The 15,666-nt window shown below is 61.5% G+C and carries 16 protein-coding genes; 5 read left to right on the top strand and 11 right to left on the bottom strand.

Translation table 11 applies throughout. The annotated features are described in order from the left end of the window. The first annotated feature begins 52 nt into the window (after positions 1 to 52). The gene (locus K6118_RS15780) at positions 53 to 3,202 is read left to right on the top strand and encodes a TonB-dependent receptor (protein WP_247121450.1); all 3,150 of its coding nucleotides are present in this window, start codon (positions 53 to 55) and stop codon (positions 3,200 to 3,202) included. 24 nt (positions 3,203 to 3,226) lie between these two features. Here K6118_RS15780 and K6118_RS15775 read toward each other — a convergent pair whose 3' ends face one another. After that, positions 3,227 to 3,586 carry an energy transducer TonB gene (locus K6118_RS15775; RefSeq protein WP_247121449.1) on the bottom strand — a complete coding sequence of 120 codons (360 nt, stop codon included), beginning with the start codon at positions 3,584 to 3,586 and terminating at the stop codon, positions 3,227 to 3,229. A gap of 181 nt (positions 3,587 to 3,767) precedes the next feature. On the opposite strand from K6118_RS15775, the gene K6118_RS15770 reads away from it, so the two are divergent. Both K6118_RS15770 and K6118_RS15765 read left to right on the top strand, forming a co-directional pair. Next, positions 3,768 to 4,064 (top strand): hypothetical protein, encoded by a 297-nt coding sequence (locus K6118_RS15770; RefSeq protein WP_247121448.1) that lies wholly within the window; start codon positions 3,768 to 3,770, stop codon positions 4,062 to 4,064. 152 nt (positions 4,065 to 4,216) lie between these two features. After that, positions 4,217 to 5,434: a M24 family metallopeptidase gene (locus K6118_RS15765; RefSeq protein WP_247121447.1), complete on the top strand. Its 1,218-nt coding sequence runs from the start codon at positions 4,217 to 4,219 to the stop codon at positions 5,432 to 5,434. Between the two features lie 58 nt (positions 5,435 to 5,492). On the opposite strand, the gene aroQ is transcribed toward K6118_RS15765, so the two are convergent. From aroQ to K6118_RS15750, 3 genes are all read right to left on the bottom strand, one after another. Further along, positions 5,493 to 6,068: a gamma subclass chorismate mutase AroQ gene (gene aroQ, locus K6118_RS15760; RefSeq protein WP_247121446.1), complete on the bottom strand. Its 576-nt coding sequence runs from the start codon at positions 6,066 to 6,068 to the stop codon at positions 5,493 to 5,495. Positions 6,069 to 6,094: 26 nt separating this feature from the next. Beyond that, positions 6,095 to 6,925 carry an alpha/beta hydrolase family protein gene (locus K6118_RS15755; protein ID WP_247121445.1) on the bottom strand — a complete coding sequence of 277 codons (831 nt, stop codon included), beginning with the start codon at positions 6,923 to 6,925 and terminating at the stop codon, positions 6,095 to 6,097. 137 nt (positions 6,926 to 7,062) lie between these two features. Then, positions 7,063 to 8,307, bottom strand: coding sequence for a TIGR03862 family flavoprotein (locus K6118_RS15750; RefSeq protein WP_247121444.1), 1,245 nt, complete (start codon positions 8,305 to 8,307; stop codon positions 7,063 to 7,065). Between the two features lie 148 nt (positions 8,308 to 8,455). On the opposite strand from K6118_RS15750, the gene K6118_RS15745 reads away from it, so the two are divergent. Continuing rightward, positions 8,456 to 9,112, top strand: coding sequence for an RluA family pseudouridine synthase (locus K6118_RS15745; RefSeq protein ID WP_247121443.1), 657 nt, complete (start codon positions 8,456 to 8,458; stop codon positions 9,110 to 9,112). Between the two features lie 14 nt (positions 9,113 to 9,126). On the opposite strand, the gene K6118_RS15740 is transcribed toward K6118_RS15745, so the two are convergent. From K6118_RS15740 to K6118_RS15720, 5 genes are all read right to left on the bottom strand, one after another. Further along, a complete protein-coding gene (locus K6118_RS15740; protein ID WP_247121442.1) occupies positions 9,127 to 10,251 on the bottom strand; it encodes a sensor histidine kinase in 1,125 nt (374 codons plus the stop codon). Between the two features lie 138 nt (positions 10,252 to 10,389). After that, positions 10,390 to 11,619: a type III PLP-dependent enzyme gene (locus K6118_RS15735; RefSeq protein WP_247121441.1), complete on the bottom strand. Its 1,230-nt coding sequence runs from the start codon at positions 11,617 to 11,619 to the stop codon at positions 10,390 to 10,392. Between the two features lie 105 nt (positions 11,620 to 11,724). After that, on the bottom strand, positions 11,725 to 11,862 hold the full coding sequence (locus K6118_RS15730; protein WP_247121440.1) for a hypothetical protein: 138 nt from the start codon (positions 11,860 to 11,862) through the stop codon (positions 11,725 to 11,727). Positions 11,863 to 12,193: 331 nt separating this feature from the next. Then, on the bottom strand, positions 12,194 to 12,709 hold the full coding sequence (locus K6118_RS15725) for a GNAT family N-acetyltransferase (RefSeq protein ID WP_247121508.1): 516 nt from the start codon (positions 12,707 to 12,709) through the stop codon (positions 12,194 to 12,196). Then, positions 12,709 to 13,257 (bottom strand): GNAT family N-acetyltransferase, encoded by a 549-nt coding sequence (locus K6118_RS15720; RefSeq protein WP_247121439.1) that lies wholly within the window; start codon positions 13,255 to 13,257, stop codon positions 12,709 to 12,711. Before K6118_RS15720 ends, K6118_RS15725 begins: the two co-directional genes overlap by 1 nt. Before the next feature lie 188 nt (positions 13,258 to 13,445). Between K6118_RS15720 and K6118_RS15715 the strand changes: the two genes are divergently transcribed. Beyond that, positions 13,446 to 13,661 carry a SlyX family protein gene (locus K6118_RS15715; protein WP_247121438.1) on the top strand — a complete coding sequence of 72 codons (216 nt, stop codon included), beginning with the start codon at positions 13,446 to 13,448 and terminating at the stop codon, positions 13,659 to 13,661. Positions 13,662 to 13,675: 14 nt separating this feature from the next. Here K6118_RS15715 and K6118_RS15710 read toward each other — a convergent pair whose 3' ends face one another. Together K6118_RS15710 and mnmH are read right to left on the bottom strand one after the other, a co-directional pair. Further along, the gene (locus K6118_RS15710) at positions 13,676 to 14,434 is read right to left on the bottom strand and encodes a hypothetical protein (RefSeq protein ID WP_247121437.1); all 759 of its coding nucleotides are present in this window, start codon (positions 14,432 to 14,434) and stop codon (positions 13,676 to 13,678) included. Between the two features lie 129 nt (positions 14,435 to 14,563). Next, positions 14,564 to 15,664: a tRNA 2-selenouridine(34) synthase MnmH gene (gene mnmH, locus K6118_RS15705; protein ID WP_247121436.1), complete on the bottom strand. Its 1,101-nt coding sequence runs from the start codon at positions 15,662 to 15,664 to the stop codon at positions 14,564 to 14,566. Between the last annotated feature and the right edge of the window lie 2 nt (positions 15,665 to 15,666).

Raw genomic sequence — 15,666 nt, 5'->3', positions numbered from 1 at the left:
GCAGCCTTCGGGAGAGAAGAAAGGCGGACAGGTGAGGCGTAGCATCAGACGGATGTTAGCGGCAGCAGTGTTAGGAACGGCCCTCAGCGCATCGGCGCAGGCGGCTGTCTCTCGCTATGCCACCGCGCGCCAGCAGTTTGACCTGCCGCCCTGCCCACTTTCCGATGCCTTGTTGCGCTATTCCGAGCTGACCGGCCTCGGCCTCGTGTTTGACAGCCGCCTCGTGGCGGGCCGTACGGCGCCCGAAATCAAGGGCGTCTATCCGGTCCATGAAGTGCTGGAACGGCTTCTGGCTGGCACCGGCCTCAGGATCAGGGACGTCGGCGGCAACATCCTGACCATCGTGCCCGCACCCAAAACCGATACGGTTGAAACCGCTGATGCCGATGCGGCGCCGGGGACGGATGCCCCGCCCGCCTATACCGCCGATGTCGGCGCGCCGATCGACGAGCTTCTGATCGTGGCGACCCGGACAGCCAACCCGCCTTATTCCAAATTCATCCCCAGCACGTCGCTCGACGGCCAGAAGCTGCATTTCAGCGGCACGGTCAATGTGGCTGATGAACTGTTTCAGATGCCGTCTGTGCTGTCGGATATCACGGCGTCCAACACCGCCTTTTATGGTACGCCTGCGGGCTTCAACCTTGCGGACCTGCGCGGTCTCGGTACCCAGCGGACGCTGGTGCTGGTGAATGGCCGCCGCTACACGCCGTCCTTCGGTGGCAGCCTGTCGCTTTATGGCGTCGACCTCAACACCGTGTCGGCGTCGCTTATCGACCGGGTCGAAGTGCTGACGGGCGGGGCGGCCACCTCCTACGGCGGCGATGCGCTCGCCGGTGTCATCAATTTCGTCATGCGCGACAAGTATGACGGCACCAGCATCTCGATGCAGGGCGGGCTGACGGATCGGGGTGACCATAACGAATTTCTGGGCACGCTGACCTATGGCACCGAATTCGCCGGCGGCCGCGGCAACGTGATGGCGAGCATGTCGATCGACCGTCAGGGCGGGCTGTTCCTCAGCGACCGGCAGGTCACCTCCGACCCCAGCGGCTATGCCCTCAATGGTGTGCCGCAGCCTTACGGCCAGGGCGTCTTCACCCGCGGTTTCGCCCGCAGCAACGTGGTGCCGCGGGGTGGGTTTGACGCTTTTGTCCGGGCCGACGGCTCGCTCATCGATGCCGGAAATTTTTTCTATTTCACCAAGGACGGCCACGGCCTGGAGCCCTATACGGGGCACAAGCAACAACGCTACCAATATGCCAAGGATTCGACGCTGGTCACGCCGATCGACCGGATCTTCGGCACCCTCAGCGTCAAATATGAGATAACGCCGGACCGGCGGCTCATCCTGGAAACATCCTTCGCCGATACCGAGATTGTTTCGCAGCTTGCGCCGCTGCCGTTCACGATCGGGACCGGGCTGGTGAACCAAAGCGGCTTCGTGTCCGTCCCGCTCGATAACCCCTTCGTGCCCGATGTCATCCGGCAGTATCTGGCCGATAACAACATCACCGATGCTTCGGGGGTTCTTGTCGAACGCCGGGCGGTTGAACTTGGCCCCAGGCGCACGCATATCCAGCGGCGCAGCTACCGGGTGATGATGGGGCTTCAGGGCTCCTTCTCCGGCAACTGGAGCTATGACGCTTACTATCAATATGGCCGGAATTCTGTCCATGAAGTGCGGGACGGCCTGATGGATCTGGCGAATTACAAGATCGCGCTGGACCCGGCGCTCTGTGCCAGTTTTCCGCTGTGCAGTCTGATCAATCCGTTCGGGGAGAACAAGATCACGCCGCAACAGGCGGCCTTTTACCGGGCGCAGGATGCCGAGCGGTCGATCCATACCGATGAGCATATATTGTCCGCAGTGGCATCGGGGCCTTTCACGCTTGGCCCCTTGGGGGATTCCACGGTGTCTGTCGGGCTGGAATATCGCAGCGAAAGCCTGGCGGATACGCCTGACCCTGGGCTGATAAAACGGCCGGTGGCCGGGACATTCACCTTCCCAGGCTCGAACGGCAAGTTCCACGTTGTGGAGGCCTTCACCGATATCACGCTGCCGATCCTGAAGGATGTGCGCTTCGCGAAGGAACTGACCGTATCCTCAGGCGTGCGGCTGTCGGACTATTCCTCGGTGGGGGCCACCTCCATCTGGCATGTCAGCAGCTATTGGGAACCGACGCCCGGTGTCATGTTCCGGGCCTCCTACCAGAAGGGCAAGCGCGCCCCGGATATCGCCGAGCTCTATGCCGGCGGGCCGAACTCCTATTATCCGGTTACCGACCCTTGCACCAACCCGGCGTCCGATGTGGTGGCGGCAAATTGCGCGAGCGACGGCCCGCTCGGCGTCCCGGACGGGGTTGTTGAAAGGGCGGTTGGTGTTGGGGTCCAGCGCTATGGCAACCCGGATTTGAAAGCGGAAGACGCTTCCAACCTGACGGTCGGCTTCACGGTCGATACCGGCCAGTTCTGGCGGAACTTCCCGGGGGCCTTGCGGTTCTCGGTCGATGCCTTCCGCATCCGGGTGAAGAATTTCATCGTCAACCTGGGCGAAAGCACGATCCTGAACAGCTGTTATGGCAGCGCCGGTCTTTCGGACCCCTACTGCGGCAACAACCCGGCGACGGGGGAGCCCTATATCCAGCGGGATTCGGGGACGGGGGAACTGACGACGGTGTCCAGCAGCCTGATCAACTCCGGGCGTTTCGCCATTGAGGGGGTCGATGTCGACCTGCAATATTCGCTCGATTTCCGCAGCATCGCCCGCCATTTCCCCCTCGATTATTTCACCCTGACCGGCCGCTATACGCGCAACGCCCAGGTGGATTTCCAGTATAGCGCGGATGGGGCCGTCTATGACGCGCTCGGCGAAGCCAAATATCCGCGCAACAGGTTCCAGGTCAGCAGCAGTTTCACGCGCGGGGATGTGACGCTGGATTGGGATATCCGCTACCGCGGGGCGTCGGTCAGCAGCAACCAGTTCAAGGACCTGAAGGACGCTCAAATCCCGGCCATCTGGTACCATGATGTGTCGGCGCGCTGGGAGATCCGGGACGGGGCGACGCTTTATGCCGGGGTCCGCAACCTGTTCGACCGCAAGGCGCCGCGCATTTTCTACGGCTCGGTCGCCGATACCATGCCGGAATATTTCGATGTGCTGGGCCGCCGCTTCTACGCCGGCCTGATTTTCGATTTCTGAGGAAAGCCCGCTAAAGGCGCTGGGTTAATCCAGGCTCCAGGCCAGCGGCAGGATAAAGGTCATCTCGGCCTTGCCGCCCGGCAGTTTCGGCAGCGGGTTGATGCGGCCGATCAGTTTCGGGATCGCATGATCGAGCGGCCCCTTACCCGTGGGTTCGATAATCTCATAATTGCTGATGGTACCGTCGGCGGCGACGGTCAGCCGTACCTTGGCCCGGCCTTCAAGCTGGCGGGCGATGGCCGCGCGCGGATAGCCCTGCTTGGCGGCAACAAGTTTGGAAACCGCCTTGGTCCAGTCCGACATGGCATCGGCATGGGCGACAGAAAGGCTGACAACGCCAACGGCGAGGGGGGCAAACAACAAGGGGAGCAGAAATTTTCTCATGAAGGTCACCATACCATGCGCATCAGGACAGCATTTTATAAAGCGTGTGCGCGATTATCGGCAAATAACAAGCCTGCGAGTATGGTGAAAAAGCCTTAAGAATCCTTAAATGGGCGCTTGCCTTGACAAAGGGGGGCGCCTGTCGGAAAAGCCGGTATTCAGTATGACGGAAGGGGGCCTCATGGCTCATCAGCTCAGTGTGACGGTTCTCAAGGATGGCGAACGCTTTCTCCATGGCACGTTCGACGTGCCGGAGGCGGACTATCCGGTTGTGGCCGCCATCCTCGCCGAAGTGAAAATGACCCACGCCCAGGCGGCGTCGCTCCTCAGCGGCTATATGCACGCCCGCGATGTCGGCAACATCACCGAAGACATGGGCAAGCTGGCGATGATCGCCACCGTCTATATGCTGGAAGCCGGTGAAACCGAGATCGAAATCCCGCTCGAGAGCGGTGAGGATCAAGCGCCCTCCAACTGACCGGGGCCTTATGCCTCAAGAACTGTTTCCATGGGGCCGCAGGGTTTGGCCGCCTACCTTCTTTGTGTCCTTACGCACAACACCCTTGTCCCCTGTTCGGGGCGTGATAGGCTCCCCGCACACCCTGATTTGAGTAATGGACGAGGCACAAGATGACCATTGGCGTAGGCGGCTCCACGCCGGAGCATGAACTGGCGGCACTCAAGGATATGACCGGCGATATCGCGCCGATCGGCCGCGTGGAGTTTGAGGCCCGGATCAGAAAGGCGCAGGCCCTGATGCGCGCCGAGGGCCTGTCGGCTATCTATGTCAATGCCGGCACCAACCTCTATTATTTCACCGGTACCCGCTGGCACGCCAGTGAGCGCATGGTCGGCGCGGTCATCCCCGCGGAAGGTGCCGTCCATTATATCGCCCCGGCGTTCGAGATCAGCACGCTCAAGGATTATTGGCTGATCGAAGGCGAGGTTCACGGCTGGCAGGAACATGAAAACCCCTATGCCCTGTTCGGCGACATGATGAAGGCCATGGGCATCACGGACGGCCGTGTCGGGCTTGATGAAGCCTCGCCCTATTTCCTGACAGGCGGCCTCGCCACCGCGAACCCCGGCGTTCGCTTTTCAAGCGCGACGCCGGTCACCGCAGGCTGCCGCATGGTCAAGTCAGCCGCTGAACTGGCGCTGATGCAGCGCGCCAAGGATATGACGCTTGAGGTCCATAAAGCGGCGGCGCGTATCCTCCGGATCGGTATCAGCACCACCGAAGTCACAGCCTTCATTCATGAAGCCCACAAGGCTGTCGGGGCGCCCGGCGGCTCCTATTTCTGTATCGTGCTGTTCGGCGAGGCCACGGCCTATCCGCACGGGGTGAAGAATCCCCAGCTCCTGCAGGACGGCGACATGGTGCTCATCGACACCGGGTGCCAGCTTCAGGGCTATAACTCCGATATCACCCGCACCTATGTTTACGGCACGCCGTCCGCCCGGCAGCGCGCTGTGTGGAACCATGAGAAAGCGGCGCAGGCGGCCGCGTTTGAGGCCGCGGCCGTGGGCAGACGCTGTGGCGATGTCGATATCGCCGCGCGCAGCTATCTGGAAAGCGAAGGCTACGGCCCCGGCTATGCCGTTCCGGGCCTGCCGCACCGCACCGGGCACGGCATCGGCCTCGATATCCATGAATGGCCCTATCTGGTGAAAAGCGTCGACACGCCGCTTGCGGCCGGCATGTGTTTCTCGAACGAGCCGATGATCTGCATCTATGGTGAATTCGGCGTGCGGCTGGAGGATCATTTCTACATGACCGACAAGGGCCCCAAATGGTTCACAGAGCCGAGCCACAGCATCGACGACCCGTTCGGCTATGAGGCCTGAAGTCATCTGAGGGAGACATGAAAAAGGGGCCATCGGGCCCCTTTTCTGTATCCTGTATTTACCGGCAGGGTGTGCTGTCGATAATGCCGTCGGCCGCGATGCGCCAGGCCATGATATCATCCTCCAACCCGTCAGGCGGGTCGCGCAATTCTTCCTGCGCCTTGCAGGAAGCCAGCGCCGGGCGGGCGGCTTTCACCGCCATGAGGAACTTCTCGGTCAGCTTGGTAATCTTGGGCCTGAGGTCGGCCTTCAGGTCGCGTTCGTTCTCAAGCGTGCCTGCCTGGTTGAAGCGCCAGCCGTCGATCAGCCGGTCCTGGATCGCCTTACCGGCTTCGATCTGCGCGCTGATCATGGTGATGGCATAATCATGATCGAAACCGTTTTTCTCGGCGGTGGCGATCATCTTGTCGAGGAGGTCGGATTCCCGGGTCATGTCCTCCACCGGTAGGTGATGGTTCCACTTATAAGCGGCGACGGCAGGCATCAGGGCCAGCCGTGAGGCCATCACAGCCCGCAGCGCGGCGACCGGGTCGTTGGTTGCTGCCGGGGTGGCCGCGTGGGCAATCGAGGCAAAAAGGATAAGTGCCAGACTGTGGCTCAGGAAGCGGGTCAGGCGGGCAAACATCGATGTCATAGGTTTGTTCCAAACAAAATACTAAATCAGCGGCAATGGCCGTCCATCCAGGTCACCACAGCGCGGGCAAGGGCGATGCGGCGCCAGGAAAAACCATGGTCGGCATCCATGATAAGCCGTTTGAAAGGCTTGGCGCCTGCGGCTTTTGCCGCATCCACCGAGGCTTTCTGAACGCTGAGGGGTACCACAGTGTCCTTGTCGCCGGAAATGATCATCAGCGGCCGCCCTTTGAAGCCGGTCATTTTGGGGACAAGCGCGAAAAAGTCGGTGTCGGACCGGGCTTCGCGGATCAGGTCACCGAAGGAATAGCCGTCGAGCCCGGGCACCGGTTCGTTGGTATTCGTTGCCACCACATCCTTGCTTTTAACGGTGGCGACCAGGGGCACGATATCCCCCGGGGCAATGGCGACCGTGCAGGTGATGGCTTTGTCGGTCGCGCCGGTCATCAGCGCGGCATAACCGCCGAGGCTGTGGCCGACGACGCTGATCCTGGTGGGGTCGATCCGGTCGAGCCCGGCCTTGCCTTTTTCCCGGACATAGGCGACGGCCGTGTTCGCGTCCTCAAGCACATGGCGCAGGCTGTATTTACCGCCGCTGCCCCAGGCGCCGCGATAATGGAAATAGAGCGTGTTGAACCCGGCGCGCCTGAGGGCCTGGGCGAGATCGAGGTTTTTCTCATTGCCGGGAAAGCCGTGCAGCATCACCACGGTCGGGTGTGGGCCAGGGCCGTTCGCGGTATAGAGATGGCCGTTCATCTGGGCGCCGTGGGACGGCACAGTCAGTTCGATCATGCCGGGCGGGTTGGCGCGGTCGATGGTTGCCGGGTCTTCGGTTACAGGGTCGGCTTGAACACTCATGGCCATGCCGGCACTGAGACCTGCACTGACCAAGCTGCCATATATCCATCGCGTCACGGATTTCACATCGGGTCTCCCTCGGCTGCTTGTTGCCGGGATCACTGTTAAACCTCTTGTGCGTGGCGTCAATGGCGGTTTTATGGCGTAGGCGCGTTGTTGTGCTGGCTCTGCAACCATTTGAGAATGCCGCGCGCGGCTTGCCGCCCTTCAGCGAGACAGGCGGTCAGGAGATAGCCGCCGGTCGGTGCTTCCCAGTCGACCATCTCCCCGGCGGCAAAGGTGCCGGGCATGGCTTGCAGCATCAGATGATCGTCGAGCGCATCGAAGCGGATGCCGCCCGCGATGCTGATCGCCTCCTCAACCGGGCGCGGCGCGGTCAGCGTGACCGGCACAGCCTTGAGGGCGGCGGCCAGGCGGATCGGGTCCGTCATCACATCCTTCGGCAGGCATTCGCGCAACAGCCCGGCCTTCACGCCGCTGATATGCACGGCCTTCTTGAGGTGCGTGGCGAGCGAGCGTTTGCCGCGCGGCTTCAACAGCTGCGTGGTCAGCATTTCGGCTGAGCGGTCGGGCAGGAGGTCAAGCGTGAGGACCGCCTGGCCGTCGGCTTCGATCCGGTCGCGCAGGGGGGCGGAAAGCGCATAAACCGCGCTGCCTTCAATGCCGTTCCGGGTGATGACAAAGTCGCCCTTCAGGCTGTGTTCCCCGGCGTGGAGCACCGCGCCCTTAACCGGTTCGCCTTCGAAATGATCCTTGAAATATGCGGACCAGGCGACATCAAAGCCGCAATTGGCGGGCCGGAAGGGGGCGATGTCGACGCCTTTTGCCGCCAGCGCTTCGGTCCAGCTGCCGTCGGCGCCGAGGCGCGGCCAGCTGGCACCGCCGAGCGCGAGCAGCGTGGCGTCGGCCTTCACGGTCTTCCGGCCTTCCGGGGTCTCGAACACAAGCGCGCCGTCCGTGTCCCAGCCGGTGAAGCGGTGGCGGGTCATCAGCGTCACGCCGAGCGTGTCCAGCCGCTTAAGCCAGGCGCGCAGAAGCGGGGACGCCTTGAAGACGGTTGGGAACACCCGGCCCGAGCTGCCGACGAAGGTTTCGGTGCCCAGCCCTGCGGCCCAGTCGCGGATGGCTTTGGGGGTGAAGGCGAGGACGGCGGGCGCGATTTTTTCTTCCGCGTCACCATAGCGGCTGAGGAACGGCTCCAGTGCTTCCCTGTGGGTGATATTGAGCCCGGACTTGCCCGCCATCAGGAATTTGCGGGCGGGTGTCGGCATGGCGTCATAGAGGACCGGCGTGTATCCCGCTTCGGCGAGCGCTTCTGCCGCCATCAGGCCTGCGGGACCGGCGCCGATAATGGCAATGAAGGGGGATTTGGCGTCGGTCATGGAACTATCCTTGAAGGAATGAAGCGAATGCGCGCGCACCCTATCACACTTTACCCTGGGCGCAATCGGCGCAGGACATTTGACATTGGCGCGCCGAACGCCGATATGTGCGCAGCATCTGTCTTATAAGGAAAGCGACGCGCCGCCGATGACCGAGCTTGTCTATAATCCGCCCAAGGAGCCGTTCCTGGATATCGTCTATAAGGACGATGACCTGATCGTGCTCAATAAGCCGAGCGGCCTGTTGTCCGTGCCGGGGCGGGGGCGCGCGAAACGGGACAGCCTGGCCTGGCGTACGCAGAAGGACCACCGCACCGCGACGGTCGTTCACCGGCTGGATATGGAGACCTCCGGCATCATGGTGATGGCGCTTAATATGGAGGCGCACCGCCATATCAGCCGCCAGTTCGAGGAACGCCAGACCGAGAAGACCTATATCGCTGTGGTCGGCGGTGACCTCGAGACGGACGAGGGTGAGATCGACCTGCCGCTGATTGTCGACTGGCCCAACCGGCCCAAGCATATTGTCGACCATGAGACCGGCAAGAAGGCGGTGACACGCTACCGGGTGCTGGACCGCCTGGGTGACCGCACCCGTGTGTCGCTCCATCCCATCACCGGGCGGTCGCACCAGCTGAGGGTCCATATGCAAAGCCTAGGACACCCCATTCTTGGCGATACGCTTTATGCCACGCCCGAGCAGGTGGCGATGGCGCCCCGGCTGCAGCTTCATGCCACCGAGCTTGTTCTCACCCACCCGGTGACAGGGGCCCGCCTCACCTTTGAGGTTGCACCGGATTTCTGAGCCCTAGAAGGCTCTCAGATCAGGGCGCCGGGTGTTTCTGCTTCTGTGCTGACTGTGCGCGGGATGGTCAGGGTGATGGTCGTGCCCTGACCTTTTTCGGAAAAGATTTCCATCCGGCCTTCCAGAAGCGTGGTGAAGCGTTCAACCAGCGGCAGACCAAGCCCGGTGCCTTCATGGGCGCGCGCGAGCGAATTGTCGATCTGGACGAAGGGTTCCATCGCGCGGCGGATTTCCTCCGCTGTCATGCCGATGCCGCTGTCGGTGACTTTGATGACGACATTTTTGTCCGTGCCCGTGGCGGTGAGACCGACATGTCCGCCGTTCGGTGTGAATTTGACCGCGTTCGAGAGCAGGTTGAGGAGAATCTGTTTGAGAAGCCTGCGGTCCGAGACCATCCCGTCGACATCACAGTCAAGCCCGATGCCGAGCCCCTTTTCCAGGATTCTCGGTTCCGTGTAGGAAACGCACTCCTGCATCAGTTGGCACAATTGGAACGGTGCGGCATTGATGGCGATCTTGCCAGCTTCCAGCCGGGACAGGTCCAGAATGTCATTGATGATATTCAGAAGGTGTCGGCCGCTGTCCGCGACAATGCCGAGGAACTCATTTCGCTTTTCGGGCTCGGTATACATGTCCGCCTGCAGCATTTCGGTAAAGCCGATGACGGCATTGAGCGGCGTCCGCAGTTCGTGGCTCATGGTGGCGAGAAATTCGCTTTTCGACCGGTTCGCTTCCTCGGCCTGGCGGGCGAGCAGGTTGACTTCTTCAAGCAGGGTGCGCAACTCGGCTTCGGCGGTTTTGCGACGCTCGATCTCATGGCTCACCTGATGGACGGCGGGCAGCCATTTATAGATACCGTACGCGGTCAGCATGACGCCGGGGGCATAAAGGTAGGGAAGGACAATGCCGTCGAACTTGCTGCCGATCAGTTGAAAAGCCAGGGCATGACCGACCGGTATTTCTTCGAAATAATCGAGAAAAGCGGCCACGGCGATGATGGCATTGCCGAGGATAATGGCGTTATAGCCCTGGTCGATCCGCCGCAGGCTGTGACGTTTGCTGAAAAGCGCAACCGGCAGAAACAACGTCGCCAGAAACAGCAGCACGGTCGGATGCCAAAGGTCTGTGATGGTCTGCACGACAGCCCCTGTTTTTCCCCGCCAATCGCTTCAAGACTACTGAATTCTGGGCGTTTGGCAATTGGTTCGGCAAAATGGGCGGTAGAGATCGTCTCCACCGCCCGTGTCCGATTTTGCCTCTCTGTCCCTAAGGAAGCGTTAAACTGCTATCGGGACCGGAAACATAACTGTTCCATTGCTGGCCGCGATGTCCTCAACCGCCACCAAGTCTTCGGAATAGAAGCCGTTGAACCGGGTCTGCATGGTGAAGCCATACGCGCCCAGATGCTGGATGACGATCCAGTCGCCTTCCTCGATATCGTCGGGCAGGAAGAAGGGGCCTTCCATCTTGTCGCAGCTGTCGCAGGTCGGGCCGAAGAAGCGGAACCCGGTCTGGCCGAGCGCCAGCTTGCGCCCGTCGGCGGTATGGACCGCCATCGGGAACTGCCAGCCGGGCACCCCGGCGTCGAAGAGCGCGCCATACGTGCCGTCATTGAGATAGAGGTCATCGCCCCGGCGCATTTCCACGCGCACGGCAACGGCCCCGGCTTTGGCGACAAGCGCGCGGCCAGGTTCGCACAGGGTTTCGGTGTCCGCGAAACCGCAGTCATCAAGTGCCGTATGAATGGCATCAAAATAGACCTGCATCGCGGGTGGTTCCATGCCCGGGTAGGGTACGGGGAAGCCACCGCCGACATCGATGACATCGAGACTGATGCCAGCACCCTGCAGCATGGCGGATACTTTCACGAGCGCTTCGCGGTAGGCCCCAGGCTGCATGCACTGCGAGCCGACATGGAAGCAGACGCCGATTTTCTGCGCCATGCGACGGGCGCGCGAGAGCAGAAGCGGCGCTTCCATCAGCGTCGCGCCGAATTTTCCGCCGAGCGCATAAGCCGCCCCGCCGCCTTCGACCTGAAGGCGCAGGAACAGGCTGATGTCGGACGCGCCACCGGTTTCGGCCTCGATCTTGTTGAGCTCATCCATGCTGTCGAAGGAGAAAGCGCGCACACCGCGGCCGTAAGCGAAGCGGATCGCCTGGCGGCTTTTGACCGGATGCATGAAATAAAGCTCGGCGCCCGGCAGCAGGTCGGACACCAATTCCACCTCGCGCAGTGATGCCACATCAAACCGGCGCACGCCCGCGCGCCACAAAAGCTTGAGCACGGCCGGATGCGGGTTGGCCTTGACGGCATAGAGGCTCGCGCCCCGGAAGCCGGTCAGGAACTCATGTGCCGCCGCCTCGAGCTTCTCGGGGAACAGCATATGGACGGCATCGTTGCTGTCTTCGCCGTCGATCGCACGGGCGGCGCTGCCATAAAACTTCAGACCTTCCAGCGCATCGGCGCGGGATACATCAGTGCCTTGAAAAGCCTCCAAAATCTTCATCGTCGTGGTCCTTGCAAATGGAGGATAAGGACAATGCCCTGCGCTTTCACGGTTTGCAGGGCCCAGATTGGTGCCGGGGGTTCCCCGGCCTCAGCGCATCCTGTTTCAGGAATGCGCGGGGCTATGGCTCAGCTCCAGCACGGCCGAGAAATAGTCAAATATCTCGGGCGGCAGAAAATGCTTTTCTGCCATGTCAATCTGGGTGGATGAAATGTGATGCAGCGCACGCTGCACTTTACTCATGCGGACCATCCGGCAAACCCCTCAATCAATCCTGCCGACCCCTTCCCGAAGTCAGCCAATCAACAAAGGACGATTTGCGTCGTTACCCGTACGGTCCGAACCCTATGACGGTTTGTCGTGGCACGTGCGCTCTTACGTCTGAAGGCGCAAATGCGCGCATTTTACCCCGATTGCAACCTTTTTTTTGTGATCAAATTTTTGCGGCGGATTTCGGCCATTTTTGGCCCGTAACCCCAGGGCTTCTGCGGGTTTCAGGGAGGGTCATGAATCGGTTTTTTGTCAAAAATCAGGGTGATGATCGCGCTTGACTCGCACGCGGGGGTTGACCCCTTCAGTCTTCCCGTTCCGCGCCGGGGGCATCGACGAAGCGCTGCATGAAAACAAGGTCGAGCCAGTGACCGAACTTGTGACCAACTTCCCGGAGGTGTCCCACGGTTTCAAACCCCAGTTTTTCATGAAACCGGACCGATCCCACGTTGGATGCATCGATCCCGGCGATCATGACATGTTTGCCCAGGGCTTCAGCGGGGGCGAACAGGGCTTCGACAAGCCTCCGTCCCACGCCCTGGCCCTGGAAGCCGTCCGCGACATAGACACTGTGTTCTACCGTGTGGCGGAAGCCCCACCAAGGCCGGAAGTCGCCAAAGCTTGAAAAGCCTGCAATCCTGCCCTCGCTCTCGGCGACCAGAACCGGGTAGCCGAGGGCTACACGCGCCTCGAACCAGCGTGTCCGTTCGGCAAGGTCGCTTGGGTCCCGGCTATAGACAGCGGTCGAAGACGTGACGACGTCATTATAGACCTCAAGAATACCCGGCAGGTCATCATGGGTAGCGGGCCGGATCAGCATCACGGGGCCTTATGCTTCTGCATCCGCACCAGCGGCACCTTGACGCCGTTCGAGGTTTCGACCGCAACCTCTTCGACCGGGGCGTAGCCGCACACGCGGTAAAGCGGCACCCCGGCGAGCGTGGCCATCAGCTCATAAGACTGGAAGCCTTCGCTTGCTGCGGCGCCTTCGCACAGGTCCATGATTTTCCGGCCGACGCCGCGGCGGGTATAGGCCGGGTTCGTGTACATGGCGCGCACGCGGGCGGGGTCGGTCTCAGGGTTCAAAAGCCGGGCGTCGCGGCCCTTGGTGTGGTTGCCGCCATAAAGCGTGGCGCGCCGGCTCCAACCACCGCAGCCCGCCAGGTCGCCATTTTCGGCAAGGATCAGGAAATAGGTGCCGTCCTCGATAAGCTGGGTATCCAGGCCCATCAGTTCGGCCGAGGCTTCCACCTGCTCGGGGCTGAGGAAATCGGCCTGCAACTGTTTGATCGCATTGTCCATCACGGCCTTGATGAGGTCAAGGTCATCCAGGGTGGCAACGCGGGAGGTGAAGCTGGTGTCGGTCATGGGTATCGGGTCCGGGTCATGGTCGTATCCCTCAACAGGTAGGGCTGTGTCCCTTGCCTGTCCAGCCGAAATGACGGACAGCCCGCGCGGAAGGGCTTTCATCCTGCCGCCTTTTCCCCTACATGGAAGCCATGGGGGCGGAGGTGTCGGCAATCCCGCCGTTCCCCGGGATCAGAAAGGGCATGATAGTGACGGACAAGCAAGACCTGGCGGCACGGTTGGATGACCTTGAAGTGCGCTTTGCATTCCAGGAGGAAGCGATCGAAAGCCTCAGCGATATCGCCAGCCGCCAGTGGAAGGAAATCGACCGGCTTCAGAAAGCGCTCGGCCTTCTGGGGGACCGGGTGGCGGAGCTTGAAGAAGGCGAGGACGGCGTACCGGTGGACCGGCCGCCGCACTACTGAGAAACGGCGCGCCCTTAAGGCGCCGGGTTATGGCCCGGCGGCGGGCGCATGAAGACAGACCTCTTGAAGGGCGCATTGAAGCGGCATTCCTTGACGTCTGCTGTCTGCACCGCGGTGCCGGTTTTCAGGTCGAATTTGATGCTTCTGGCCGCCACCATGATGCCCTGGACACGGGCATAGCCCTCTTGCACCTTCTCATAATATTTAATGGCCGGGTTGGCATCCGGGTGCAGCGCACTGGCTTCGCGGCTGCGTTCGGTGAGGAAGGTTTCCGTGTTGATATACAAGCGTTCGGCAAATCCGTCCGGGGCGATACTGTCGACCAGATAATAGCGGGTGCCACCGATGCTGGTCATGCCAGCCAGGCTTAAGCGGTAGCCGAGTTTGGGCCGGTCCCTGAGAAGCACCATGTTGCCGATCACGCCGCGGCGCACAGCGGCTTCACCCGCCGGGCTCATGTCGGTGACTTCGGTATCCTCACCGCGTTGCTGCCAGCCGTGATGCCCGTCAAAAGCTTCCGTGAAGACCCGCTTGACGCCGGAATAAATGTCGATGCGCATCCGGCCGTCCCGGGTGGCCCGGTAATGGGCTGTGCCGACAAAGGTCGGTTCCTTGATGACCAGCTTCATTTCCACCGTCTGGCGGTTGGCGAGGGCGTTCTTGTCACCGCTGGCGTGGGCATTGGCATCGAGGATCTGTTCCAGAGTCGGCGCGCTCGCCATCGCCGCGGGGGCCATGAAAAGGATGAGAAGCCAGGTCGCCAGCTGTTTCATGATGCGTTTCCTTGTATCCCGTGTCGCAGGCCCCTTCAGGCGGGGCTTCGTTACATCTTCGGTGCAGAGTGCCATAGACGCGTGTCCTGTCTCAAACGGAAATAATCGTCCGTGGCAGGCAGGCGGTTGTCAGCCATAGGTGGCTTTTTGCCAGGCGATCAGCTCGGCGCCGGTGCCTTTGAACAGAATCCTCTGGGTCTTTTGCGACAGCTGGTAATCATACATCGGGTCGTAATATTGGGTCAGCAGGGCCTCGATCCAGGCACGGTGGGCATCGGTGTTGCCACTCTCCCGATGGATGTCGAGCGCGGTGCGCAGAAGCGTGTTGATGTCCGCGTAGCGCGCGCCGCCGAGCCTTTTGCGTACGCGGTAAAGCGCGCTTGTCAGGAACTCGTCGAAGCTTTCGAAGCCCTTGTCGCCGTAGGCGGTTTCATGCTCGGCCAGAAGGCCGGTGACATAGTCGCGGTGGATATTGTCGATGCGGGCTTCCATCGGTTCTTCGATGAGGGCGAGCGGCCATTCGCTCATGCGCTCCGCGATGGGGAGCGGCAGGCCGAGCCCACCGATACGGTTGCTTTCATCTTCGAGGAAGATCGGTCCCTTCAGACGTTCGCTGACCTTCAGAAGCTGGATCGCGAGCGCATTCTCGAAATTGATCGGCGTCGGCTGGTCGCCGATCCGGCGCCCGAAGCTGGAGCCCCGGTGGTTGGCGAGGCCTTCGAGGTCGACTGATTTTTCGATGGCATTGATGACCACGGTTTTGCCGGTGCCGGTGCGGCCGCCGACGATGATGAACTCCTCATTGGCCGCGATGCGCTCGGTCGTCTCGATCAGGAAGCGGCGCATGGCCTTGTAGCCACCCTTGACGAGCGGGTAAGGCACCCCAGCTTCTTTGAGCCAGCCTTGGGAAATCTGCGACCTGAGCCCGCCGCGGAAACAGTAGAGATAGCCCTCGGGGTGCGCCTCGGCGAAGGCCTTCCAGGCGGCAACGCGGGCTTCCTTGATGTCGCCGTGGACCAGGCTGTGCCCCATCTCGATCGCGGCGTCCTGGCCTTTTTCCTTGTAGGTGATGCCGACGGTTTCGCGTTCCTTGTCGGTCATCAGCGGCAGGCTGGTGGCCGTGGGGAAGGCGCCGTGGCTGAATTCCACCGGCGCGCGCATGTCCATCATCGGCACGTCTTCGAGGAACAGGCGCTTATAGTCGTCGGTATTGGGGCGGTTCTCAGCCATGG

The sequence above is a fragment of the Kordiimonas marina genome, from assembly GCF_023006325.1.
In the GTDB taxonomy this organism is placed as follows: domain Bacteria; phylum Pseudomonadota; class Alphaproteobacteria; order Sphingomonadales; family Kordiimonadaceae; genus Kordiimonas; species Kordiimonas marina.
The sequence above is the reverse complement of the archived record's forward strand: the minus strand, read 5'-3'. Positions and strand labels throughout refer to the sequence as shown.